The organism is Nocardioides sp. Leaf285 (genome assembly GCF_001422955.1).
Taxonomy (GTDB): domain Bacteria; phylum Actinomycetota; class Actinomycetes; order Propionibacteriales; family Nocardioidaceae; genus Nocardioides; species Nocardioides kribbensis.
The window spans coordinates 278,558-301,284 of sequence record NZ_LMNH01000004.1 but is presented as its reverse complement, the minus strand read 5'-3'; the positions used below and the strand labels follow the sequence as shown (position 1 = coordinate 301,284).

Below are 22,727 nucleotides of genomic sequence, written 5' to 3'. Positions count from 1 at the left end.
GCGGACGCCGCTGCCGCGGCGGGGGTCAGGCGCCGAGGGCGGCGGAGACGACGTCGCGGGCCTCGGCCTGCACCTGGGCGAGGTGGTCGGGGCCCTGGAAGGACTCGGCGTAGATCTTGTAGACGTCCTCGGTGCCCGACGGGCGCGCGGCGAACCACGCCGACTCGGTGGTCACCTTGAGCCCGCCGATGGCGGCGCCGTTGCCGGGGGCCTCGGTGAGCTTGGCGGTGATCTCCTCGCCGGCCAGGGTGGTGGCGGTGACGTCGTCGGGGGAGAGCGCGGCGAGCGCGGCCTTCTGCTCGCGGGTGGCGGGGGCGTCGATGCGGGCGTAGGCGGGGTCGCCGTGCTGCGCGACGAGGTCGGCGTAGTGCTGCGAGGGGGTCCTGCCGCTGGTGGCGAGGATCTCCGAGGCCAGCAGGCAGAGGATGAGGCCGTCCTTGTCGGTGGTCCAGGCCGAGCCGTCGCGTCGCAGGAACGACGCCCCGGCCGACTCCTCCCCGCCGAAGCCGAAGGAGCCGTCGAGCAGCCCGGGCACGAACCACTTGAAGCCCACCGGCACCTCCACCAGCGGCGTGCCGATCGAGGCCGCGACCCGGTCGATCATCGACGACGACACCAGCGTCTTGCCGATGCGCGCCGAGGCCGGCCAGTCGGGGCGCGCGCCGCCGAAGAGGTGGCCGATGGCGACGGCGAGGAAGTGGTTGGGGTTCATCAGCCCGGCGTCGGGGGTGACGATGCCGTGGCGGTCGGCGTCGGCGTCGTTGCCGGTGGCGATGTCGTAGGCGTCCTTCTGCGCGACCAGCGAGGCCATCGCCGAGGGCGAGGAGCAGTCCATGCGGATCTTGCCGTCCCAGTCGAGGGTCATGAAGCGCCAGGTGGCGTCGACCAGCGGGTTGACCACGGTGAGGTCGAGGCCGTGGCGCTCGGCGATCTCGCCCCAGTAGTGCACCGCCGCGCCGCCGAGCGGGTCGGCGCCGATGCGCACCCCCGCGGAGCGGATCGCCTCGAGGTCGACGACCTGGGGCAGGTCGTCGACGTAGCCGCCCAGGAAGTCGTACGTCGACACCGCGGCCCGCGCCCGTGCGAAGGGCACGCGGCGCACGTCGTGCAGCCCCGCGGCGATGAGCTGGTTGGCGCGCGCGGCGATGACCTTCGTGGCGTCGGAGTCGGCGGGCCCGCCGTGGGGCGGGTTGTACTTGAAGCCGCCGTCGGCCGGCGGGTTGTGCGAGGGGGTCACGACGATGCCGTCGGCCAGGCCCGGCCCGCTCGTGCGGCCCCGGTTGGCGCGCAGGATCGCGTGGGAGACCGCGGGGGTGGGGGTGTAGGCGTCGCGGTCATCGACGAGCACGGTGACGTCGTTGGCCACCAGCACCTCCAGCGCGGTGGCCCAGGCCGGCTCGGAGAGGCCGTGGGTGTCGCGGCCGATGAAGAGCGGGCCGTCGTAGCCCTGCTCGCGGCGGTAGTCGCAGATCGCCTGGGTGGTGGCCAGGATGTGCGCCTCGTTGAACGACGTCCGGAGCGAGGACCCGCGGTGGCCGGAGGTGCCGAAGGCGACCTGCTGGTCGACGTCGTCGGGGTCGGGCTCGCCGGTGTAGTAGGCGGTGACGAGGTGGGCGACGTCGACGAGGTCGGCGGGCTCGGCGGGCTGTCCGGCGCGGGGGCTGCTCATGGGGCTCATCATGGCCTCGAAAGCCCAGCGGGGGCACCACCCCTCGGCCTACGATCGCTCCATGTCGTCACTCCCGTCACACGCGCCCCACGGGGGCGGCGTGGTCGGCGGGGTGGCCGGCGGGCCGACTGGCCGGGTGACCGGCGGTGTGGCTGGCGGGCTGGCGCGCGGTACGACGGGTCGGGTGGCGGGCGGCGCCGACGCCGGCCGGGTCGCTCACGGGGTCGCTCACCAGGTCGCTGACGGGGTCGCTCACCGGGTCGCCGACGCGGTTACGGGCGCGGTGCGCCGCGGGGGTCCGGGGGCGTGAGGCACCAGCGCACGGCCGCCCTCGTCGGGGTGGCCGTCCTGTGGCTCGCCCTGGGCCCGTGGGTGCTGCTGCTCGCGCTGGCGAGCCTGCTCCACCCGGCGGTGCGCGCCTGGCTGCGACCGACCCCGCGGGTCACCGCGGCGTGGGTCGGCGCGGTCGCCGCGGCCGTCGGCGTCGCGGTCGTCGCCCCCGCCGGCTGGCTGCCCGTGCCGCCCGGGCCGGGCGCGCTGGTGACCCCGGCCTACGTCGGGCGACCCGTCGCCGCCCAGCCGCTGCTCGACGTCGCGGGCGGGCCGGGTCCGCGCGGGGAGTCGCCCGGGGTGACCTCGCGCTGGTTCGGCTGGGGCGGGCGCTGCTGGGGCGTCACCGCCGCCGGCGACGCGCTGCTCGCGCGCTGCGGCTCGACCCTGCGGCTGGTCGGTGCCGACTCGCTGCGCGCCCGCGACACCCTCGACCTGACCGCCGGGGGAGCCGGCGAGTCCGACTCCGCGGGCGGGTCCGACGGATCCGACGGGGCGGCGGAGGAGCCCGCGGGCGCCTGCGCGTCGGCCTTCGCCGTCACCTCCTCCGTGGCCGCCGTGCTCGGTGCCGGGGGCTCCAGGGGCTCCGGGGGTGCGGCCGAGGGCGACGTTGGCGAGGCTGCCGGTGACGACGCCGCTGCGGACCTCCCGGACGCCGCCGACGGCACGGGCGCCGTGGTGCCGACCCTCGACCGGCGGGTGCTGGTCGTGGCGATCGGTGACGACGAGGGCGAGCTCGCGGTGGTGCGCGACGTCGACGTCTCCGCCGCCGTGCCCGCCGGCGACTGCCTGGTCTCCGCCGCCGCCGCCGCCGGGCCGACGGGCACGAGCGGCGGCGGGCGGTTGTGGTTCGTCACCCGCGACGGCCGCGTCGGCGTCGTCGCCCCCGACGGCACCGTGCGCACCACCGACCTCGGCGAGACTGTCGGGCAGCCGCTCGTGGTCGCGCCCGCGGGCGGCCCTGCGGGCGACGCCGCGGACGGGTCGGCGGGCGGGTCGACCGACGGCTCGGCGGGCGGTTCGACCGGCGGCTCGACCGGCACCGCGGGGAGCGAGGTGCTCGTGAGCAGCACGGCCGCGACGTACCGCCTCGCGCTGCGCGGCGGACGCCCGGGCGTGGTGTGGCGCGCGGCCTACGACCGCGGCGAGGAGGTCAAGGACGGGCAGCCCGACCAGGGCACCGGCACGCCGCCGGTGCCGCTGGCCGGCGGGCTGGTCGCCCTCACCGACAACGCCGAGCCGCGGATGCACCTGCGCGTGCTCGACGCTCGCGACGGCTCCGAGGTCTGCTCGGCGGCGCTCTTCGAGGACGACCACAGCGCCACCCGCGGTCCGCTGGTCTCGGTGGGGCGCGGGGTCGTGGTCGCCAACACCGCCGGCTCCTCTGGTTGGTCGCCGACCCTGCTCGGCCGCGCGCCCAGCGGCGGCGTGGCCCGCGTCGACGTCGTCGACGGCGAGTGCGTGGAGCGCTGGAGCAGCGACCTGGTCGCCCCGTCGGCCGGCGCCGTGGTCTCGCCGGTGACCGGGCTGGTCTACCTGCCGACCAAGCGGCGCAGCTGGTGGGGCGCCGACGCGTGGTACCTCACCGCCGTCGAGGCCGCCACCGGCCACACCGCCTTCGGCGTGCGCCTGGGCCTCGGCCCCCTCGTCGACCCCGCCGACCCCACCGGCTCCCCGGTCGCCCTGGGCCCCGACGGCGCGGCCTACGTCGGCACCCGCGGCGGCCTCGTCCGCGTCCGCGACGCCGACTGACCCATCGGCCGCCGTGCGGACCGGGCCGTGCGGACCGGGCCGTGCGGACCGGGCCGCGCAGACCGGGTGGGTGGACCGGGTGGGCGGTCAGGGGTAGGTGATGCCGGTGGCCCGCTCGCTGACCTCCCACAGCCGGCGCTGGGCGTCGGCGTCGTGGGAGAGGGCGTTGCTGGTGACGACCTGGGGGGCGCCGCCGAGCTCGCCGAGCCCGCTCGGCCCGCAGTACGTCGAGCCCGGCAGGTCCGCCGTGGTCGCCATCAGCGTGGGCCAGGCGCCCGCGGCGGCCGACTGCGAGACCGCCCGCGTGGCGCCGCCGAGGATGGAGGCGAGGCCGCCGCTGGCCCGGCCGACCGCGCCGTTGGCCACCAGGTGGGTGCCCGCGAAGCCGGGGTGGGCCGCCAGCGCCTTGACCGGCAGGCCGGCCTCGCGGGCGCGCCGGTCGAGCTCGTAGGTGAAGAGCAGGTTGGCCAGCTTGGTCTGGCCGTAGACCAGCCAGCGGCTGTAGCGCCCGGAGGTGTCGCGCGGGTCGCGGAGCGGGGCGCGGCGCGCCATCCGGTGGCCGAGGGAGGAGACGGCGACCACGCGGGCCTCGCCGCTGGCCACCAGCTGCGGCAGCAGCAGGCCGGTGAGCAGGAAGGGGCCGAGGTGGTTGGTGGCCAGCTGCAGCTCGAAGCCGTCGGCGGTGCGGGTCTGCGGGGTGGCCATGACCCCGGCGTTGTTGACCAGCGCGTGGATGGGCCCGAGGCGGGAGGCCTCGGTGGCGGCGCGGCGCACCGAGGCCAGGTCGGCCACGTCGAGCACGAGCCGCTCCACGCGGGGCTCGCTCACCTCGGCGCGGATGAGCCGGTCGGTCTCGGCCAGCTTCGATTCGGTGCGCCCGGCGAGCACGACGCGGGCGCCGCGGCGGGCCAGCTCGAGGGCGGTGTGGTGGCCCAGCCCGCCGGCGCTGGTGCCGGTCACGACGATCGTGCGCCCGGCCTGGTCGGGGATGTCGGCGAGGCGCCAGGTGTCGGTGGCGGTCATGGGGTCTCCGGGTGTGGGTGTCGGGCTGGTGTCGGGCTGGTCGTGGTGGGGCTGGTCGTGGTGGGGCTGGTCGTGGTGGGGCTGGTCGTGGTGGGGCTGGGAGGGCGGGTGCGGGGATCTCGAGACGGTCGCTGGCGCTCCCTCCTCGATCGCCGTGGGTGCCGGTGCGTGGCCGCTCCCCCTCGATCGCCGAGGAGGTGTCGGTCGTCGCGGGGCGACGAGACGGGTCAGGGGGTGGTGGCGATGCGGGCGAGGACGGTCTCGGCGAGGTCGGCGTCGCCCTCGACGACCAGCCGGCCGTCGGCGCGCAGGCCGGCGAGGGTCTCGGTGCCGTGCAGGCGGCCACCGGCCAGGCGCACGAAGGTGCCGCGGTCGGTGCGCAGCCGCAGGGTCGGGTCGGCGGGGGCGGTGTCGAGGCGGTGGCCGCGGCCGTCCTCGCCGATCCCGAAGGCCTTCGGTGCGTGGCCCTCCAGCTCGAGGACCAGCGTCGTGCCGGGGGCGGCGCCGGCGCGCTTGGCCAGCACGAAGCCGAGGCCGTCGGAGAGGTAGTCGGCGGTGTGCACCGCGGCCGGGGAGTCCTCGCCGCCGGGGCGTCCGACCGCGTCGCGCACGTCCTGCTCGTGCAGCCACACGTCGAGCGGGCGGTTGCGCAGCAGCGTGCGCCAGTCCCAGGGCACGCCGCCGAAGACCACGTCGGGTCGCGCCGAGGCGTCGGTGGGCGGGTGCTCCTGCAGCCACGCGTGGCGGGCGGCCGTGGCGCGGCGGATCTCGTCGACGAGGGCCGCGGGCCGCGTCGTACGCCGGTTGACCACGCCGATCTCGGTGTAGTGGCCCATCACGCCGCGCGCGTGGGCGGGCTCGCCGACCTCGGCGGTCTCCTCCTCGCCCGTGGCGAGCACGGTTTCGAGGTGGGCGACGTGGGCGGCCACGGCGCGCACGTCCCATCCGGGCAGCGCCGTGGGGCGCTCCCAGTCGTCGGCGGAGAGGGAGTCGAGCAGCGTGGTGAGGTCCTCGACGGCGCTCCACCACACGGCGACCCACCCGGCCAGCAGCTCACGGTCGTCCATGCCGTCACCCTAGGGCCCGCCCGGTCGCCGGCCGGGGCGTCCGGCCGGTGGACGCCTCAGCCCGTGAACCGTACGGCGAGCAGCGCCACGTCGTCGTCGTGGGCGTGGTCGCTGTCGTCGGCGGCGTCGGCCAGCACGGCGTCGAGGAAGTCGGGCAGCGCCAGCGCGTGGTGGCGCGCGGCGACGGCGGCGAGGCGGGCCAGGCCGGCGTCGATGCTCTCGCGGCGGCGCTCGATGAGGCCGTCGGTGTAGAGCAGCAGCGTGGAGCCCGCCTCCACCCGCGCGGTGTGCTCACGGCGCTCGACGGTGGCGTCGACCCCCACCATGAGGTCGGCCGGCTCGGGGGCGAGCAGGCGGGCCGTGCCGTGGGGGTCGAGCAGCAGCGGCGGCACGTGGCCGGCGTTGGTCCAGCGCAGCACGGCGTCTCCGGGCCGGGCACCGTCGCCGGTGTCGGGCTGCACCCACAGGTGCACCAGGGTGGCCATGCCCTCCACGCCCAGGTCGCGCATGGCAGCGTCGAGGCGCGAGACGTTCTGCGCGGTGGCGTCGCCGTGCGACCAGGTCAGCGCGCGCAGCATCGTGCGCAGCGTGCCCATGGTGGCGGCCGCGGCCACGTCGTGGCCCACGACGTCGCCGATCATCAGGCTCGTGGCGCCCGAGGCGAGGGTGACGGCGTCGTACCAGTCGCCGCCCACCTGGTCGCGCTCGGCGGCGGGGCGGTAGCGCGCGGCGAGGCTGAGGGCGCCGCCCTCGGGCAGTCGTGGCAGCAGGGCCCGCTGCAGCGTCACCAGCGAGTCGGCCTGCGACCCGGTGAGCAGGGCGCGGCGGGCGGCCTGCGCGGTGTAGGCGGCGAGCGCGCCGAGGGTGACGAGCTCGTCGTCGGTGAGCACGCGGCGCTCGTCCCAGACCAGCGCCATCGAGCCGAGCACCTCGCCGCGCTCGACGAGCGGCCAGAAGCTGCGCGCCTGGCCGACCTGCTCGCTGTAGTCGAGGGTGGGGTAGCGGGCGTTCTGGGTCGCTGCGTCGGCGAAGCTGAGCGGGCGCTGCTCCAGCACGCTCTCCCCGACGGGGTTGGAGTCGTCGAGGCCCAGGGCGTGGTTGAGCCGCGCCGAGCCCCAGGTGTCGCCCGCGGGGCTGACGTAGCGCAGCATCCCCCGGGTCGCGGGCTGGGCCAGCGGCAGGTCGGCGGAGCGGATCGGGTCGTGGGCGTCGGTGACCCACAGGCCGGCGCGGATGCAGCCGAGCTGCTCCAGGGCGGTGCGCTGGAGCGCGGCGGCCACGTCGGTGAGGGTCAGGGTGGCCGAGAGGGCCTCGCTGAGCGCGAGCAGCACCCGGCTGCGGCTGGAGAGGTCGTGGGCGCGACGCGCCGACTCCGAGGCCAGCTCGCGCAGCCGGCGCTCCGACAGCGCCGCCGAGCAGGCCGCGGCGACGTCCTCGAGCACCGCGAGGTCGTCCTCGCTCCAGGCCCGGGGCCGGTGGTCGATGGCGCACAGCGAGCCGACCACGAGGCCGGCGTGGTCGGTGAGCGGCCAGCCGGCGTAGGCGATCACGTCGAGGTCGGCGACCGCGCCGTTGGTGCGCAGCCGGTCGTCGAGGCGGGTGTCCTCGATGACCAGGGGGGAGGCGTCGGCCACGACGTACTGGCACACCGAGTGCGACAGCGGGGTCTCACGCACGGCCTCGACCTCGGCCGGCAGGCCCACGGCGCCGGGGAACCACTGCCGCTCGGGCTCGACCAGGGTCACCAGGGCCACCGGCACGTCGAGCAGGCGCTGCACCATGCGGGCATACGCGTCGTACGGCGCAGGGTCGAGGACCCCGGTCGTGACGACGCTGCTCATCGGCGGGGTCTCCTCGGTGTGGACAGGGTTCACGGTATCGCCTCCCGAGCCTCCCACCTGCGTCTTCGGCGGTTCTCCCCAGGCTGGCCCGCGCGCGCCCGGAGCCCTCCCCCGACCGTCGGAGCGCCCTCCTGCGCCCCCTCCTAGGCTGGAGCCCATGAGTCGACGACCCCGTGTGCGCGCCCCCGAGCTGGTCGGGCGCGGCTGGCTGAACACCGACGGGCCGCTGGCCCTGCGCGACCTGCGCGGCCGCTTCGTGCTGCTCGACTTCTGGACCTTCTGCTGCGTCAACTGCCTCCACGTGCTCGACGAGCTGCGCCCGGTGGAGGAGCAGTGGGCCGAGGAGCTCGTCGTGGTCGGCGTGCACTCCCCGAAGTTCGTCCACGAGGCCGACCCCGACGCCCTGGCCGCCGCGGTGGAGCGCTACTCCGTGCACCACCCGGTGCTCGACGACCCCGACCTGGTCACCTGGCAGGCCTACACCGCCCGCGCCTGGCCGACCCTGGTGCTCATCGACCCCGAGGGCTACGTCGTCGCGCAGTACGCCGGGGAGGGCCACGCCCACGCCGTCGCCGCGCTGCTCGAGGAGCTCGTCGCCGAGCACCGCGAGCGCGGCACCCTGCAGCCGGCCGGCTCGCCCTACGTGCCGCCCGTGGTCGAGCCCACCGACCTGCGCTTCCCGGCCTCGGCGGTGCCGCTGCCGGGCGGGTCGGTGCTGGTGGCCGATGCCGGCCACGACGAGGTGGTCGAGCTCGACGCCGACGGCGCGGTCGTGCGCCGCGTCGGCGGCTTCCGCGAGCCCAACGGGCTGTGCCTGCTGCCGTCCGACCTGGCTGCCGAGGTGGGCTACAACGTCGTCGTCGCCGACACCGTCGGCCACCGGCTCCAGGGGCTGACCCTGGCCACGGGGGAGGCCCGCGTGCTCGCCGGCGACGGCCACCAGGCCACCGACCTCGACGGCACCAGCCGGCTCTCCTCCCCGTGGGACGTCGCCTGGTGGCGCGGGCGGGTCTGGATCGCCATGGCCGGGGTGCACCAGCTGTGGACCTTCGACCCCGGCACCGGCGACGTCGCGGTCGCCGCCGGCACCACCCACGAGGGCCTGCTCGACGGGCCGGGGCCCGAGGCGTGGTTCGCGCAGACCTCGCGGTTGGCCCCTGCCGGCGACCGGATGTGGCTGGCCGACTCCGAGACCTCCTCGCTGCGGTGGATCGACGCCGACGGCCAGGTCGGCACCGCGGTCGGCTCCGGTCTCTTCGAGTTCGGCTTCCGCGACGGTGCGGGCGGCGCCGACGGGCCCGCCTTGCTGCAGCACCCGCTCGGCGTCACGGTGCTGCCCGACGGGAGCGTCGCGGTGTGCGACACCTACAACGGCGCCGTGCGGCGCTGGGACCCCGCGACCGGCCGGCTCACCACGCTCGCCACCGACCTGGCCGAGCCCAGTGCGGCGTACGTCGAGGTCGGCGGCGCGACCGACGCCGCCGCCGACGCCGCCGACGACGCTGGCGCTGTCGGCGGCGACGCCGGCGACGCCGCCGTGCTCGTCGTCGTGGAGTCGACCGCCCACCGGCTGACCCGTGTGCCGCTGGGCCGCGAGGTCGCCCGGGCCGGGGGGTTCGCCCACGTCACCCAGCGCCCGGTCACCGAGGTCGCCGGCGGTGTGGAGCTGGTGGTGAGCTTCGAGCCGCCGCCGGGACAGAAGGTCGACGACCGCTTCGGCCCCGCCGCCCAGCTGGTGGTGGAGGCGACGCCGCCCGCCCTGCTGCGCTCGGGCTCGGGCCGCGGCACCGACCTCACCCGTGTGCTCGAGCTCGACCCCCACGTGGGGGAGGGCGTGCTCCACGTGGCGGCGCGCGCCGCCTCGTGCGACGCCGACGGCGGCGAGGGCGCGGCCTGCCGGATGCACCAGCAGGACTGGGGCGTGCCCGTGCGGATCGCCGCCAAAGCCCCTGCCGTGCTCGAGCTGCCGCTCGGTGGTGCCTCGTGAGCGCTGCTGCCGACCGGGCTGCGGACGCCCGGGGCGTGCGTCTCGACCCGGTCACGGGGGAGAACATCGACGCCCTCCTCGAGGTCGCCGTGCGCCCCGACCAGGACCACTTCGTCGGCTCGGTCGCGAAGTCGCTGGCCGAGGCCTACGCCCACGGTCCGGTCGCCTGGCCGCGGGCGATCGTCGCGACGCGGCCCTCGGGCGAGGAGGTCGTCGGCTTCGTCATGGCCTTCCTCGACGTGGAGTGGGACGACGACCCCGCCGACGTCCGCAGCGGTCTGTGGCGGCTCAACGTCGACGCCGCCCACCAGGGTCGCGGCTACGGCGCCGCCGCCGTGCGGGCGGTCTGCGCCGAGCTCCGCTCACGGGGCTGCTCGGCGGCCTACGTCACCTACCACGAGGGCCCCGGCAGCCCCGCCCCCTTCTACGCGGGCCTCGGGTTCGTCCCCACCGGCGAGCTCAGCGAGGGTGAGACCGTCGCCCGCCTCGACCTCCACCAGGACGCTGCCGGCCCGGACTCGCGGGACGCGTAGGCGCGGCCGGCCGCACGCTCCGGCCGACCTGCGGGCGAGGCGGCGTCGCGCCGCGCTCGCGTGCCGCGGCGCCCGTGGCGACTAGCCTCACCGTCGTGAGCGCCACCCTCCGGTCGATCCACCGCTACCCGGTCAAGTCCTGCCGCGGCGAGAGCCTCGCCGAGGCGGCCGTCGAGCCCTGGGGCCTCGCGGGCGACCGGCGCTGGATGTTCGTCGACCCCGACGGCGACGCGCTCACCGCGCGCGAGGTCAACGGGCTGCTGCTCGTGCGCCCCGAGGAGACGGCGTACGGCGTGCGCCTGCACGCCCCCGGCGCCGAGCCGCTCGACGTCGCGCTGCCCGCCGGAGCCGAGCGGGTCACCGCGCACCTGTGGGGGTCGGTGCTCGACGTGGCCGTCGCCGGGCCCGACGCCGACGACTGGAGCGCCCGCGTGCTGGGGCGCCCGGCCCGGCTGGTGCACCTCGACGACCCGGCCCAGCGCCCGACCGACCCCCGTTTCTCGGGCGAGGGCGACCGGGTGTCGCTGGCCGACGGCTACCCGCTCCTCGTCACCACCGAGGCCTCGCTGGCCGCCCTCGACGACGCCGTGCTCGAGCGGAGCCAGGAGACCCACCAGCCCGCCGGTGAGCCGCTGGGCATGACCCGCTTCCGTCCCAACCTCGTCGTCGCCGGCACCAGCGCCTGGGCCGAGGACGACTGGCGCCGCGTCCAGGTCGGCGACGTCGTGCTCCGCGCCGTGAAGGGCTGTGCGCGCTGCGTGATGACCACCGTCGACCCCGACACCGCCGAGCGCGGCCGCGAGCCGATCGCCTCCCTGGCCCGGATCCGCCGCTGGGACGGCGCCACGTGGTTCGGGGTCAACCTCGTCCCCGACCTGACCGGTCTCCCCGCCGGGGCGCCACCGCCGGTCGTGCGCGTGGGCGACCCCGTCGTCGTCCTCGAGGCCGCTGCGCCCGGCGGCGGACCCGTGCGCCCCGCCTGAGCCCGCGGGCCTGAACCCTCAGGCCTGGACACTCGGTCCTGGACCCTCGGGCCTGACGCGTGGATCGCACGCACCAGCCGCCTGCGATCCACGCGCCGAGCCTGCGCTCGCGCAGTCGCGCGACCCTGCCGGGACGACCTCTCCGCGTGCTAGGGGGAGGGGCACGACTGTGCCCCTCCCCCTAGCACGCACGGACGGTCTCCCCGTCCGAGCCAGGACCTCTCCGGCCCGCGTCACATCACCCGGCCACCGGGACCGCCGTCGGGCTCGCACCATCCGCCTCGCTCCGCCGGGCTCGCCCCGCCTGGACCAGCCGCCTGGCCCTGCCGCCTGGCCCTGCCGCCTGGCCCTGCCGCCTGGCCCTGCCGCCTGGCCCTGCCGCCTGGCCCTGCCGCCTGGCCCTGCCGCCTGGCCCTGCCGCCCGGCTCAGCCGTTCGGCCCGTCGGCCCGCGCCGCGTGCCCGGCCCTCGGCCCCCGCCGCGCGGCGCAGCCGGCTCGAGCCCCTGCCCGCCTGCTCGGCCGTCCCGCCCGCCTCGCAGCGACTCGGCCCGGCCGGTCGCGACGTGACCGGGGTCGCCCCACCCGGGGGGGCCGGCTCCGTTTGCTGCTAGGAGCCCGGGGTATACCAGAGCGCGGGGGGAGGGGTTCCGCGTGCCGCGGCGCCCCTCGACTCGGCTCCCGTGCGAACCTGACGCCTCGCCCGATGGAGCCCTCGTGTCCCCCAGCGCCCCCCACGCCGCTCGCCCGGCCGGGCAGCTGGTCGACGCCGCGCCCGCTGGAGGGCTGGTCGCCGACTGGCGCGACCTCGCCGCGCGTGGGCGCCACGCCAACCCCTTCCACGGCCCCGACATGCTGCCGCCGGCGCTGCGTCACCTGGGCGGCGAGGACGTGCGGCTGCTGACGGTGCGCGACGAGGCCGGTCGCCTCGCGCTGCTGCTGCCCGTGGCCGGCCGCCGTCGTCACCGCCGCCTGCCCGTGCGGGCGACCACGACCTGGCAGCACACCCAGCACTTCCTCGGCACCCCGCTCGTGGCGCCGGAGCTCGGGGTCGACGGGTGGCGTACGGCGCTCGAGCGCCTGGCCCGCGACGGCGAGGACCCCTGGCTGGTGCTGACCTCCCTCGACGCCGACGTGGCCCGCGACGTCGAGGCGGCGGCGGCCCGGACCGGTCGCTCGACCCGGCGCCTGGCCTCCCTCCAGCGGGCGGTGACCCGCCGCGACCCGACCGGCGCCCACTCGCCCGACCACCCCGTCGACCACCCCGTCGACCACCCTGTCGACCACCCCGTCGACCACCCCGTCGACCACCCCGTCGACTACGTCGCCCGGCAGCTGCCGGGCAAGCGCCGCAAGGAGCTGCGCCGGGTGTGGCGCCGCCTCGACGAGAGCGTCGGGGGCGGCTTGCAGGTCGTCGACCTGGCCGAGGCGGGCCGTGCCGACGAGGGCGTCGAGACGTTCCTGCGTCTCGAGGCCGCCGGGTGGAAGGGCGCCGACGGCGGCGCCATCGCCCACCACGCCGACCAGCGGGCGTTCTTCGTCGAGGCCTGTCGCGCCCTCCACGCCCGCGGCGCGCTGTCGGTGCTGGCCCTGCTCGCCGGCGACGGCAGCGCCGTCGCGGTGCTCGTCGACGTGCGCGAGGGCGACACGGTCTTTACCTGGAAGACGGCCTACGACGAGCAGCACGCCGCCCACTCCCCGGGCCTGCTGCTCTACCTGGAGCAGCTGCGCCGCTTCCCCGACACCGGCGCCGCGCTGGTCGACACCTGCGCCGACCCCGGGCACCCGATGGCCGACCGCCTGCACCCCGACCGCCGCGAGCTGGTCACCCTCGCCGTCGCGCTGCGGCCCGGGGCCGGCGAGTGGGCGGTCCGCACGGCGCCCCGCCTGCTGGAGACCGTCGACGGGGTCCGCCACCGGTGGCGCGCCCGGCATGACCGCCGCGCTGCCGACCGCACCCGCGCCCCCACCGCCGCGACGTCCGCCTCGACACGCACCACCGCCACCACCGCCACCACCGCCACCACCGCCACCACCGCCAGCACCGCCAGCACCGCCAGCACCGCCACCACCGCCACCACCGCCAGCACCGCCAGCACCGCCAGCACCGCCACCGCACCCACGACCCCGGAAGAGGCACGACCATGACCCTGCTCCACCTCGACGAGCAGTCCACCGCCGCCCTGCGCACCGCCGGCGAGACCGGCGAGCCGCAGGAGGTCAGCCACCAGCTGCGCAGCCACGAGCTGCTCACCCTGGAGTCGCTGGCCGACCTCGCGGTGTCGCTGCCGGCCGACAGCATCGAGCACAACGTGGGCGCCCTGCCCGACGTGGTGGCCGACGGCAACGCCCCGCGGCTCGACCTCGAGCTGCGCGAGATGATCCTCGGCCTCGAGACCAACGGCGCGTGGTGCGTGCTCAAGAACGTCGAGCAGGACCCGCGCTACAGCGCCCTCCTCGACGCCTGCCTCGACGAGATCGAGGACCTCGTCTCCGGGCCCGGCCAGGCCTACAACCGCGAGGGCTTCGTCTTCCTCTCCGCCCCGGGCTCGATGACGCCCAGCCACATCGACCCCGAGCACAACGTGCTGCTGCAGGTGCAGGGCAGCAAGACGATGGTCACCGGCACCTGGATGAGCCCCGAGGCGCGCGCGGCCGAGGCGGAGCGCCTCGTGGCCGGCGGCCACCGCAACCTCAAGGCCGACGTGCAGGACCCCGTCGACCACGTGCTCGAGCCGGGCCGCGGTATCTACGTGCCGCCCTACACCCAGCACAAGGTCGTCAACGGCCCCGCGCTGTCGATCTCGCTCTCGGTGACGTGGCGCAGCCCGGCCCTGGCCACCGAGGCCAAGGTGCTGCGCGCCAACTCCTACCTCCGCAAGGCCGGCGTCACCCCCGCGGCCCCCGGCGCCCGCACCGGCGTCGACAAGGCCAAGGCCGGCGCCATCACCGCCGCGGAGAAGGCCAAGGCCGCCCTGCGCCGCGCCCGCTGACCGACGCTGACCGACGCTGACCGACGCCGACCGAAGCCGACCGAAGCCGACACCGCCCCGGGCGCGCGCCGGGTCTAGCGCCCGGGGCCCGGGCTCACCGCAGCGCGAGCGAGACCGCGATCAGCAGCATCACGACGCCGATGACCACGTCGAGCACCTGCCAGGCCCGCGGCCGGGCGAAGAGGCCCGAGGCCAGCCGTGCGCCGTAGCCGAGTCCGGCGAACCACAGCACCGACGCCGCGCACGCCCCGGCGGCGAACCACCACCGTCCCTCGGGCCCGTGCGCGCTCGCGATCGAGCCGAGCAGCAGCACGGTGTCGAGGTAGACGTGCGGGTTGAGCCAGGTCAGCGCGGCCGCCGTCGCCACCGTCGAGCCGAGCGCGGCCGACGCGGCGCCGGTGGTGCGCAGCGCCGAGGAGCCGCGGGCGGCGAGCAGCGAGCGCACGCCGTAGGCCGTCAGGAACGCCACCCCCAGCCACCGCACCACCTCGAGGGCGAGCGGGGCGCGCTCGACCAGGGTGCCGATGCCGGCGACCCCGGCGAGGATCAGCACGAGGTCGGAGACCGCGCAGACCGCGACGACGGCCCCGACGTGGCGGCGCAGCAGCCCCTGGCGCAGCACGAAGGCGTTCTGTGCGCCGATGGCCACGATGAGGGAGAGCCCGGTGAGCAGGCCGGCGCCGAGGTCGAGGATCACGGCCCCGACGCTAGGGCCGCGCGTTGGTGAAGGCCAGCGAATGATCTTCAGGGTGCCTTAGCGTGGCTTCATGGACCTGCAGCCCGCCCAGCTCGCCGCCCTGGTGGCGATCGCCGACACCGGCAGCTTCGAGGCCGCGGCCCGCGCGCTCAGCGTGACGCCGAGCGCGGTCAGCCAGCGCATCCGCGCGCTGGAGTCGGCGGCGGGCCAGGTCCTCGTCCGGCGTACGGCACCCTGCGCCCCCACGCGCGCGGGCGAGCGGCTGGTGCGGCTGGGGCGCGAGACCAGCCTGCTGTGGGCCGAGGCCCGCGAGGAGCTGAGCGCCAGCGGCGCGGTGGTGGAGCTGCGGGTGGCGGTCAACGCCGACTCGCTGGCCACGTGGTTCGGCGGGGTGCTCAGCGCCGTCGGCGGCTGGCCCGGTGTCGCGCTGCGCCTCGACGTCGAGGACCAGGCCACCTCGACCGACCTGCTGCGCCGCGGCGAGGCCCTGGCCGCGGTCACCAGCGACCCGGTGGCGGTGCAGGGGTGCACGGTGGGGCCGCTGGGGGTGCTGCGCTACCGTCCGGCCGCGTCGCCGGCCTTCGCGGAGCGCTGGGTGCGCGCGGGCCGGGCCGACTGGGCCGCGATGCCGGTGGTGGTCTTCAACGAGAAGGACGCCCTCCAGGACGACCTGCTCGCCGCCCGCGGTCACCCCCGGCCCCCGGTGGTGCACCGCGTGCCGACCTCCGCCGACTTCCACGAGGCCGTGCGCCGCGGACTCGGCTGGGGGCTGGTGCCCGAGCCGCAGCTCGGGCCCGACCTCGCGTCCGGTCGGCTGGTGCTGCTCGCCGCCGGCGACCGACCGGGCCGCGACCGGGTCGACGTGGCGCTGCACTGGCAGCGCTGGCGGCTCGACTCGCCCCTGCTGGGGCGCCTCAGCGACGTGGTGAGGACCGAGGCGGCCGCCGCCCTGCGCCCCCTCGCCCGCCCGCACCACCCGCTGTGACGCCGGGTCGCCCACCCAGCCGCCCCGCCACGACGGGTCGGTGGACGAGGTACCGGGGCACGACAGCCGGCAGGTCGGCGGCGACTCGGCCGCAGGCCGACCTGCGGCTCGGCCGCAGGTCGGCGGCGGGCAGCCACGGCCCTACGGCGCGCCGCGGGGCTCGTCGCCGAGGTCGCGGACGCCCTCGGAGAGCTCGTCGACCACCAGCCGCTCGCGGTCGACCTGGTCGCCGCGGAAGGCGGCCCGCCCCACCATGTGGGCGGCGACGGGGGCGGTGGCCATCTGGAAGAGCACGACCAGCACGAGCATGCCCAGCGCCTCGGGCTCACGCAGCCGCAGGGCGAGCCCGGCGATGACGAGCACCAGGCCGAGCACCTGCGGCTTGGTCGCGGCGTGCATGCGGGTCAGCAGGTCGGGCAGGCGCACCATGCCGATCGCGGCGATGAGCGAGAGGGCGCAGCCGGCCAGCAGCAGCACCGACCCGACGACGTCGCTGACCTGCGCCGCCACCTCGGGCACCGCGGCCAGGGGGGTCGTGGCGGTCATGGCGGTCAGGGGGGCCAGGGCGGCCAGGGCGTTCACAGCCGACCCCCCTCGGCCTCGTCGCCGCTCTCGGCGTCGACGTCGTCGCTGCCCTTGGCGAAGCGCGCCACCGCGACCGACCCGACGAAGCCGACCAGGGTCAGCACGAGCAGCACGGGCAGGGTGGTGGAGGTGTCGCGCTCGACGGCGTCGACGGCGATGGCGCAGATGACCACGGCGACGAGCACGTCGAGGGCGACGGTGCGGTCGAGCACGGTGGGGCCGCGGGTGATCCGCACGACGAGCAGCACGGCGGCGAGGCCGAGCATCACCACGCAGGCGGTGGTCACGAGGTCGCTGGGGCTCACGGGGCGGCCTCCCGGTCGCGGTCGGTGTCGCGTGACGGGGGTCCGGGCGTGCGGCCGGCGGCAGACCCGCCCCCGGCAGACCCGCCCCCGCCGGCCCCGCCGTCGGCGGTGAGACCCGCCGCGGCGGCCGCGCCGACGTCCGCGCCCGGGTCCTCGGGGGCGAAGGCGGCGAGCACGCGCGCCTCCAGGGCGAGCACGTCGTCGCGGTAGCGCTGGGCGGCGCCCTCGTCGGCGACGTCGAGCACGTGCAGGTAGAGGGTGTGGGTGGAGCGGCGGGTCTCGACGACCACGCTGCCGGGCACGAGCGAGACCAGGACGGCGACGGTGGTGAGCACGAGGTCCGACTCCGCGCGCAGCGGCACGGCCACGACGGCGCTGCGCGGCACGCAGCGCGGGCGCAGCACGATGAGGGCGACCTGCACGCTGGCGGCGACCACGTCGACCGCGACGTGGCCCAGCAGCCGCGCCAGGGCGACCGGGCGCAGCCGCCCGCCCAGCCGCAGCCGCGGCATCGGGAAGACCAAGCACACCAGCACCGCCACGAGCACCCCGGAGAGCACGATCAGCACGTCGGGGAAGCCCCACAGCAGCGTCCAGACCACGGTCAGCCAGATCACCGAGACCGGCTGCACGGCGTGACGCCGCGAGGGGGTGCTGCTGCCGTCGCGGCGGGTGCGCATGCGCGGGCTCACGAGGGCACCTCGGCGAGCACGGTCTCGACGTAGGCCGTGCGCTCGCGCAGGTCGGCGGCCGCGCGGTCGGTGAAGCCGAAGAGCGGCCCGGCCACCACGCTGAGCACCAGGCTGAAGGCCACCAGCCCGGCGGTCGGCAGCACCATCGACAGCGGCAGCCGCTCGGGCAGGTCGCCGTCGCACAGGCGCTGGTGCAGGTCGCGGTCGGGCGTCTCGTCGCTGACGATCCGCTCGGCCTCGGCGACGTCGCTCACCGACAGCGCCGCACCCGGCAGGGGTCCGCCGTCGTCGGCGGCCACGCTCGCCAGCGAGCCACCGCCGACCTGACCGGTGTGGGGGCCGGTGTCGAAGCCCGGGTCGGGCAGGCTCGCGGCGGCCTCGTGGGCCTCCTCGGGGGAGCGCCAGAAGGCCACGGCCCAGGTCTTGGCCACGGCGTAGAGGGTCAGCAGGCTGGTGGCCACGGCCCCGGCGACCAGGGCGTAGGCCAGGGGCGTCCCGACGTCGACGCCGGCCTGGAGCAGGCCGACCTTGCCCAGGAAGCCCGAGAGCGGCGGGATGCCGGCGAGGTTCATCGCCGGCACGAAGAAGAGCAGCCCCAGCACCGGCGCGAGGCGCGCCAGCCCGCCGAGGCGGATCAGCGAGGTGCTGCCCGCGCGGCGCTCGACCAGCCCGACGACGAGGAAGAGCGCGGTCTGGATGGTGATGTGGTGGGCGACGTAGAAGATCGCCCCGGAGACGCCGGCGTCGGTGGCCAGGCCGATGCCGAAGATCATGTAGCCGATGTGGCTGACCAGCGTGAAGGACAGCATGCGCTTGATGTCGCTCTGGGCGATGGCGCCGAGGATGCCCACGACCATGGTCAGCAGCGCCGCCCACAGCAGCAGGTCGGTGAGCGGGCTGTCGGGGAAGAGCAGCGTCTGCACGCGCAGGATCGCGTAGACGCCGACCTTGGTGAGCAGGCCCGCGAAGACGGCCGTGACCGGCGCCGGTGCGGTGGGGTAGCTGTCGGGCAGCCAGAACGACAGCGGGAAGACCGCCGCCTTGATCGCGAACGTGGTCAGCAGCAGCAGCTGGAGCATCAGCGCGACGTGGTCGGGCAGCTCGGCGATGCGCTGGGAGAGCTGGGCCAGGTTGAGGCTGCCGGTGGCGGCGTAGACGACCGCGATGGAGATGAGGAAGAGCATCGAGGACATCAGGTTGACGACGACGTAGATCGTGCCGGCGCGGATGCGGGCCTCGGTGCCGCCGAGGGTCAGCAGCACGTAGCTGGCGAAGAGCAGCATCTCGAAGCTGACGAAGAGGTTGAAGAGGTCGCCGGCCAGGAAGGCGTTGGAGACGCCGGCCACCAGCACCAGGAAGGTGGGGTGGTAGATCGACAGCGAGGCGTGCTCCTCGTCGTCGCCGGTCATGCCCTGACCCAGCGAGTACGCCAGGACCGCCGTGACCACCACGGCCGAGACCAGCAGCATCAGCGCCGAGAGCCGGTCGGCGACCAGCGAGACGCCCAGCGGCTCGGGCCAGCCGCCGATCCAGATCACCTGCGGGCCGCTGCGGTCGGCGGCCACCAGCAGCACCGCGGCCAGCGCGGTGACCGCCATGAGGCTGCCGAGGCTGATCGCGCGCTGGAGCTGCGGGCGGTGCGAGAGCATGAGGGTGGCGCCGGCGCCCAGCAGCGGCAGCACGACGGGCAGGGGCACGAGGGCCTCGACGTTCACGGGCGGCTCCCCTCCTCGGCCGGGCGCTCGGCGGTGTCGGCGGAGTCGAGGTCGTAGCCCTGGGAGGACTCGTCGAGGTCGGCGCGGCGGCGGATCGAGGCGTCCTCGACGTCGTCCTGCACGTCGTCGTGGCCGTTGAGCTGCCAGCTGCGGTAGGCCATGGCCACCACGAAGGCGGTGGTGCCGAGGGTGATGACGATGGCGGTGAGCACGAGGGCCTGGGGCAGCGCGTCGCTGAGGCGGCCCTCGGCCTTCCCGACGATGGGGGCGTTGCCGGCCTTCCCGCCGGCCACGAGGTAGAGCAGGCTGATGCCGTTGCTGAGCACGACCAGCCCGACCAGCACGCGGGTGAGGCTGCGCTCGAGCAGCAGGTAGACCCCGCAGCCCACGAGCGCGGCCCCGGTCAGGGTGAGGGTGAGGTTGACCTCCTCCATCAGCGGGCTCCTTCCGGGGTGGCCTGGTCGGTGGGCTGGTCGGTCGGCTGGTCGGTCGGCTGGGTCGTGGGGCCGCGCGCGGGGTCGGGGGCGGTGTCGCCACGGCGCGCGGCCAGGGCGGCGCGCTCGTCGGCCAGGATGTGGCGGTCGATGCGCGAGCCGAGCGCGCGCAGCAGGTCGAGCACCAGGCCGATGACCACGAGGTAGACCCCGATGTCGAAGAAGACCGAGGTGACCAGGTGCGGCTCGCCCAGCGGGCCGAGGTGGATCGTGATGTCGGCGCTCTGCAGCACCGAGCCGCCGAAGGCCAGCGGCGCCATCGCGGAGGCGGCGGCCACGGCGAGACCGGCGCCGATGAGGCGGCCGGCGTCGATCGGGGCGGCCTCGTCGAGCTCGTAGCGCCCGCCCGCGAGGTAGCGCACGGCCAGCGCCAGCCCCGTGACCATGCCCGCGGCGAAGCCGCCGCCGGGCAGGTTGTGGCCGGCGATGAGCAGGTAGACCGAGAAGACGACCATGGCGTGGAAGAGCAGCCGGGTGATGACCTCGAAGACGATCGAGCGGCGGTCGGGGCTCAGGGTCCGCGAGCCGGGCAGCCAGGCGCGCCGGCCCGGGCGGGTCGGGATCTTGCGCACGCCCGCGGGGTAGGGGATCTCGTGCACGCGCCGGATCCCGGCGTCGCGGGCGGTGACGAAGACGAGGCTGGCGACGCCGGTCGCGGCGGCGACCAGCACCGAGAGCTCGCCGAGCGTGTCCCAGGCCCGCACGTCGACCAGCACGACGTTGACGATGTTCTTGCCCCCGCCGTACGACACCGCCTCGGGGGGGAAGGCGATCGAGACGGGGGCGGCGGTGCGCGCGGAGCCGGCGACGAGCATGAAGCCCGCGACCGCCGTGCCCACCGCGACGGCGAGCGCCACGCGCCACCAGCGGCTGCGGGCCAGCGGCCGGTCGGTGAAGTACTCCGGCAGCCGGCGCAGCACGAGCACGAAGACCAGCAGCGAGACGGTCTCGACGAGGATCTGGGTCAGCGCCAGGTCGGGGGCGCCGTGGAGCACGAAGAGCAGGGCCGCGCCGTAGCCGGTGACCCCGGCCAGCACGACCGCGCGGAGGCGGCGGCGGGCGCGGGTGGCCATGACCGCGGCGCCCACGGCGACCAGCCCGACGACGGCCTGCGCGGGGGTGTCCCAGGCGACGACGTCGATCTCGGAGGCGTCGGCCAGCAGCAGCGTCGAGCCCGGCACGACGAGCACCACGAGCAGGATGATCGCGAGGTACGTCGACACCGACCCGCGCTGGGTCAGGCCGGTGACCTCGACCGCCGCCCGGTCGACGCCGCGCATCACCATCCGGTAGCCGTGCTCGAGGCTGCGGTCGGAGCCCCAGCTGCCCTGGAGACGGGCCACGGGGGCGCGCCCGACGTGGGCCGCGGCGCCCAGGGCCAGCACGACCACCGAGAGCAGCAGCGCCAGGCCGGGGCCGTGCCACAGCGTCAGCTCGGGCTCGTGGGCGCCCTCGGGGAAGACCTCGACCGCGGGGGCGAGCAGCCTGGTGAGGGTCGGCCCGAGCAGGCCGAGCGCGACGGTGAGGACGGTCAGCAGCACCGGGCCGGCGGCGAACCCGGCCGGCACGTGGTCGACCCGGGTCGGCTCCACCCCGGGCTTGGTGGCGAAGGCGCCCCACACGAAGCGGGCGGAGTAGGCCGCGGTGAGCACCGAGCCGGCCACGACGCCGAGCAGCACGGCCCAGCCGGCGACGGGGCCCAGGCCGGTGCCCTCGCCCTCGCGGGCCAGGTCGACCAGGGCCACCAGGGAGGCCTCCTTCGACACGAAGCCCAGCAGCGGAGGCACCCCGGCCATCGAGGCGGCGGCCAGCGTCGCGGCCGCCGCCAGCACAGGAAGGCGCCGGCCGAGGCCGGAGAGCTCGTGCATGTCGCGGGTGCCGGTGGAGCGGTCGATGACGCCGACGACGAGGAAGAGCGCGGCCTTGAAGAGGGCGTGGGCCAGCAGCAGCCCGAGGCCGGCCAGGGTGGCGCTGCGCGTGCCGAGGCCGAGCACGACGAGCAGGAAGCCCAGCTGGCTGACCGTGCCGTAGGCCAGCAGCAGCTTGACGTCGATCTGGCGCAGCGCGCGCCAGCCGCCGAGCAGCATGGTGGCCACCCCCAGCACCAGCAGCGCCGGACGCCAGCCGGCGGAGGCCGCGAAGGCGGGGGCGAGCAGGGCCACGAGGTAGACGCCGGCCTTCACCATCGAGGCGGCGTGGAGGTAGGCGCTCACCGGGGTCGGGGCGACCATCGCGCCCGGGAGCCAGAAGTGGAAGGGCAGCAGGGCCGACTTGGTCGCGGCGCCCACGAGCACCAGGAGCACGGCCACGGCCACCGCGGTGCCGGTGGGCGGGTCGGCCAGGATCTCGCTGATGCGGAAGGTGCCGGCGGCGTGACCGAGCAGCAGCATCCCGACCAGCATGGCCAGGCCGCCGAAGGTCGTGACGAGCAGGGCCTGGAGCGCCGACTGGCGGTGGGCGCGCTGGGTGGGGTCGTGGCCGATGAGCACGAAGGACAAGACCGTGGTCAGCTCCCAGAAGACGTAGACCAGCAGCAGGTCGTCGGCCAGGACCAGCCCGAGCATCGCGCCCACGAAGGCGACCAGCACGCCGGCGAAGCGGCCCAGGTCGCGCGAGTCGGGGGAGAAGTACCACCGGCAGTAGGCCAGCACGACCGCCCCGATCCCGGCGACCACCAGCACCAGCAGCCACTGCAGGGCGCCCATGCGGAAGGCGAGGTCGAGCCCCAGCGAGGGCACCCACCCGGTGACCTCGACGCGCGCACGACCGTCGGCGACGCGTGAGGTCTGCGTCAGGGCCCACACGGTGGTGGCCGCGGGCACGGTGGCGACCAGCCAGAAGGCCCGGAGGCCGAGGGTGCGGACGAGGACGGGGCACAGCGCCGCCACCAGGAGGTGGGCGGTCACGAGGAGCAGCAAGCGGGGCCCTTCCGGGTCCGAGGAGCGAGAGGCGTGCCCCGATCCTACGGGGCCGCGGGGGACCACGGGTCCCCCCGACGGGGGGCCGGAACGCACACCGACCCGCCCGGAGGACCGGGCGGGTCGGTGGTGGTGCGGGGTGGCAGGGCCCCGGGCTGGGG

At 76.3% G+C, this 22,727-nt stretch carries 19 protein-coding genes; 7 read left to right on the top strand and 12 right to left on the bottom strand.

What is annotated here, in order from left to right; translation table 11 throughout:
* Positions 1 to 25: 25 nt before the first annotated feature.
* Together pgm and ASF47_RS15690 are read right to left on the bottom strand one after the other, a co-directional pair.
* On the bottom strand, positions 26 to 1,669 hold the full coding sequence (gene pgm / locus ASF47_RS15695; RefSeq protein WP_056864936.1) for a phosphoglucomutase (alpha-D-glucose-1,6-bisphosphate-dependent): 1,644 nt from the start codon (positions 1,667 to 1,669) through the stop codon (positions 26 to 28).
* Positions 1,670 to 1,745: 76 nt separating this feature from the next.
* Complete coding sequence (locus ASF47_RS15690) at positions 1,746 to 1,925, bottom strand: hypothetical protein (RefSeq protein ID WP_056864935.1); 180 nt, start codon at positions 1,923 to 1,925, stop codon at positions 1,746 to 1,748.
* A 50-nt stretch (positions 1,926 to 1,975) separates the two neighbouring features.
* Between ASF47_RS15690 and ASF47_RS15685 the strand changes: the two genes are divergently transcribed.
* A complete protein-coding gene (locus tag ASF47_RS15685; protein WP_056864934.1) occupies positions 1,976 to 3,751 on the top strand; it encodes a hypothetical protein in 1,776 nt (591 codons plus the stop codon).
* Positions 3,752 to 3,838: 87 nt separating this feature from the next.
* On the opposite strand, the gene ASF47_RS15680 is transcribed toward ASF47_RS15685, so the two are convergent.
* From ASF47_RS15680 to ASF47_RS15670, 3 genes are all read right to left on the bottom strand, one after another.
* Positions 3,839 to 4,774 carry an oxidoreductase gene (locus ASF47_RS15680; protein WP_056864933.1) on the bottom strand — a complete coding sequence of 312 codons (936 nt, stop codon included), beginning with the start codon at positions 4,772 to 4,774 and terminating at the stop codon, positions 3,839 to 3,841.
* 227 nt (positions 4,775 to 5,001) lie between these two features.
* The gene (locus ASF47_RS15675; protein ID WP_056864932.1) at positions 5,002 to 5,841 is read right to left on the bottom strand and encodes a maleylpyruvate isomerase family mycothiol-dependent enzyme; all 840 of its coding nucleotides are present in this window, start codon (positions 5,839 to 5,841) and stop codon (positions 5,002 to 5,004) included.
* A gap of 56 nt (positions 5,842 to 5,897) precedes the next feature.
* Complete coding sequence (locus ASF47_RS15670; protein WP_162242284.1) at positions 5,898 to 7,715, bottom strand: GAF domain-containing SpoIIE family protein phosphatase; 1,818 nt, start codon at positions 7,713 to 7,715, stop codon at positions 5,898 to 5,900.
* A 124-nt stretch (positions 7,716 to 7,839) separates the two neighbouring features.
* Between ASF47_RS15670 and ASF47_RS15665 the strand changes: the two genes are divergently transcribed.
* From ASF47_RS15665 to ASF47_RS15645, 5 genes are all read left to right on the top strand, one after another.
* The gene (locus ASF47_RS15665) at positions 7,840 to 9,669 is read left to right on the top strand and encodes a thioredoxin-like domain-containing protein (RefSeq protein WP_056864930.1); all 1,830 of its coding nucleotides are present in this window, start codon (positions 7,840 to 7,842) and stop codon (positions 9,667 to 9,669) included.
* Between the two features lie 35 nt (positions 9,670 to 9,704).
* Positions 9,705 to 10,202 carry a GNAT family N-acetyltransferase gene (locus tag ASF47_RS15660; RefSeq protein WP_056864929.1) on the top strand — a complete coding sequence of 166 codons (498 nt, stop codon included), beginning with the start codon at positions 9,705 to 9,707 and terminating at the stop codon, positions 10,200 to 10,202.
* A 95-nt stretch (positions 10,203 to 10,297) separates the two neighbouring features.
* Positions 10,298 to 11,185 carry an MOSC domain-containing protein gene (locus ASF47_RS15655; RefSeq protein WP_235558777.1) on the top strand — a complete coding sequence of 296 codons (888 nt, stop codon included), beginning with the start codon at positions 10,298 to 10,300 and terminating at the stop codon, positions 11,183 to 11,185.
* A gap of 714 nt (positions 11,186 to 11,899) precedes the next feature.
* The gene (locus ASF47_RS15650) at positions 11,900 to 13,330 is read left to right on the top strand and encodes a GNAT family N-acetyltransferase (RefSeq protein ID WP_056864927.1); all 1,431 of its coding nucleotides are present in this window, start codon (positions 11,900 to 11,902) and stop codon (positions 13,328 to 13,330) included.
* Complete coding sequence (locus ASF47_RS15645) at positions 13,327 to 14,175, top strand: JmjC domain-containing protein (RefSeq protein ID WP_056864926.1); 849 nt, start codon at positions 13,327 to 13,329, stop codon at positions 14,173 to 14,175. Before ASF47_RS15650 ends, ASF47_RS15645 begins: the two co-directional genes overlap by 4 nt.
* Before the next feature lie 94 nt (positions 14,176 to 14,269).
* Here the strand turns inward: ASF47_RS15645 and ASF47_RS15640 are convergent, their stop codons facing one another.
* The gene (locus tag ASF47_RS15640; protein ID WP_156697944.1) at positions 14,270 to 14,872 is read right to left on the bottom strand and encodes a LysE/ArgO family amino acid transporter; all 603 of its coding nucleotides are present in this window, start codon (positions 14,870 to 14,872) and stop codon (positions 14,270 to 14,272) included.
* 70 nt (positions 14,873 to 14,942) lie between these two features.
* Here ASF47_RS15640 and ASF47_RS15635 point away from each other — a divergent pair, with 70 nt between their 5' ends.
* Positions 14,943 to 15,857, top strand: coding sequence for a LysR family transcriptional regulator ArgP (locus ASF47_RS15635; protein ID WP_056864925.1), 915 nt, complete (start codon positions 14,943 to 14,945; stop codon positions 15,855 to 15,857).
* 141 nt (positions 15,858 to 15,998) lie between these two features.
* Here ASF47_RS15635 and mnhG read toward each other — a convergent pair whose 3' ends face one another.
* From mnhG to ASF47_RS15605, 6 genes are read right to left on the bottom strand one after another with little or no spacing between them, the layout of a single operon-like run.
* Positions 15,999 to 16,439, bottom strand: coding sequence for a monovalent cation/H(+) antiporter subunit G (gene mnhG, locus ASF47_RS15630; RefSeq protein ID WP_235558776.1), 441 nt, complete (start codon positions 16,437 to 16,439; stop codon positions 15,999 to 16,001).
* Positions 16,436 to 16,747, bottom strand: coding sequence for a monovalent cation/H+ antiporter complex subunit F (locus ASF47_RS15625; RefSeq protein WP_228941562.1), 312 nt, complete (start codon positions 16,745 to 16,747; stop codon positions 16,436 to 16,438). The genes mnhG and ASF47_RS15625 overlap by 4 nt, the downstream gene beginning before the upstream one ends.
* On the bottom strand, positions 16,744 to 17,439 hold the full coding sequence (locus ASF47_RS15620; RefSeq protein WP_200919162.1) for a Na+/H+ antiporter subunit E: 696 nt from the start codon (positions 17,437 to 17,439) through the stop codon (positions 16,744 to 16,746). The genes ASF47_RS15625 and ASF47_RS15620 overlap by 4 nt, the downstream gene beginning before the upstream one ends.
* Positions 17,436 to 19,154 (bottom strand): Na+/H+ antiporter subunit D, encoded by a 1,719-nt coding sequence (locus tag ASF47_RS15615; RefSeq protein ID WP_056864924.1) that lies wholly within the window; start codon positions 19,152 to 19,154, stop codon positions 17,436 to 17,438. The genes ASF47_RS15620 and ASF47_RS15615 overlap by 4 nt, the downstream gene beginning before the upstream one ends.
* Complete coding sequence (locus tag ASF47_RS15610; protein ID WP_056864923.1) at positions 19,151 to 19,588, bottom strand: Na(+)/H(+) antiporter subunit C; 438 nt, start codon at positions 19,586 to 19,588, stop codon at positions 19,151 to 19,153. Before ASF47_RS15610 ends, ASF47_RS15615 begins: the two co-directional genes overlap by 4 nt.
* Positions 19,588 to 22,566 carry a Na+/H+ antiporter subunit A gene (locus ASF47_RS15605; protein WP_082500396.1) on the bottom strand — a complete coding sequence of 993 codons (2,979 nt, stop codon included), beginning with the start codon at positions 22,564 to 22,566 and terminating at the stop codon, positions 19,588 to 19,590. The genes ASF47_RS15610 and ASF47_RS15605 overlap by 1 nt, the downstream gene beginning before the upstream one ends.
* Between the last annotated feature and the right edge of the window lie 161 nt (positions 22,567 to 22,727).

Bases quoted from the DNA above. Each gene is read 5' to 3' on its own strand.
- pgm (WP_056864936.1), bottom strand. From the start codon at position 1,669: ATGAGCAGCCCCCGCGCCGGACAGCCCGCCGAGCCCGCCGACCTCGTC.
- ASF47_RS15680 (WP_056864933.1), bottom strand. From the start codon at position 4,774: ATGACCGCCACCGACACCTGGCGCCTCGCCGACATCCCCGACCAGGCC.
- ASF47_RS15675 (WP_056864932.1), bottom strand. From the start codon at position 5,841: ATGGACGACCGTGAGCTGCTGGCCGGGTGGGTCGCCGTGTGGTGGAGC.
- ASF47_RS15665 (WP_056864930.1), top strand. From the start codon at position 7,840: ATGAGTCGACGACCCCGTGTGCGCGCCCCCGAGCTGGTCGGGCGCGGC.
- ASF47_RS15645 (WP_056864926.1), top strand. From the start codon at position 13,327: ATGACCCTGCTCCACCTCGACGAGCAGTCCACCGCCGCCCTGCGCACC.
- ASF47_RS15635 (WP_056864925.1), top strand. From the start codon at position 14,943: ATGGACCTGCAGCCCGCCCAGCTCGCCGCCCTGGTGGCGATCGCCGAC.
- ASF47_RS15610 (WP_056864923.1), bottom strand. From the start codon at position 19,588: ATGGAGGAGGTCAACCTCACCCTCACCCTGACCGGGGCCGCGCTCGTG.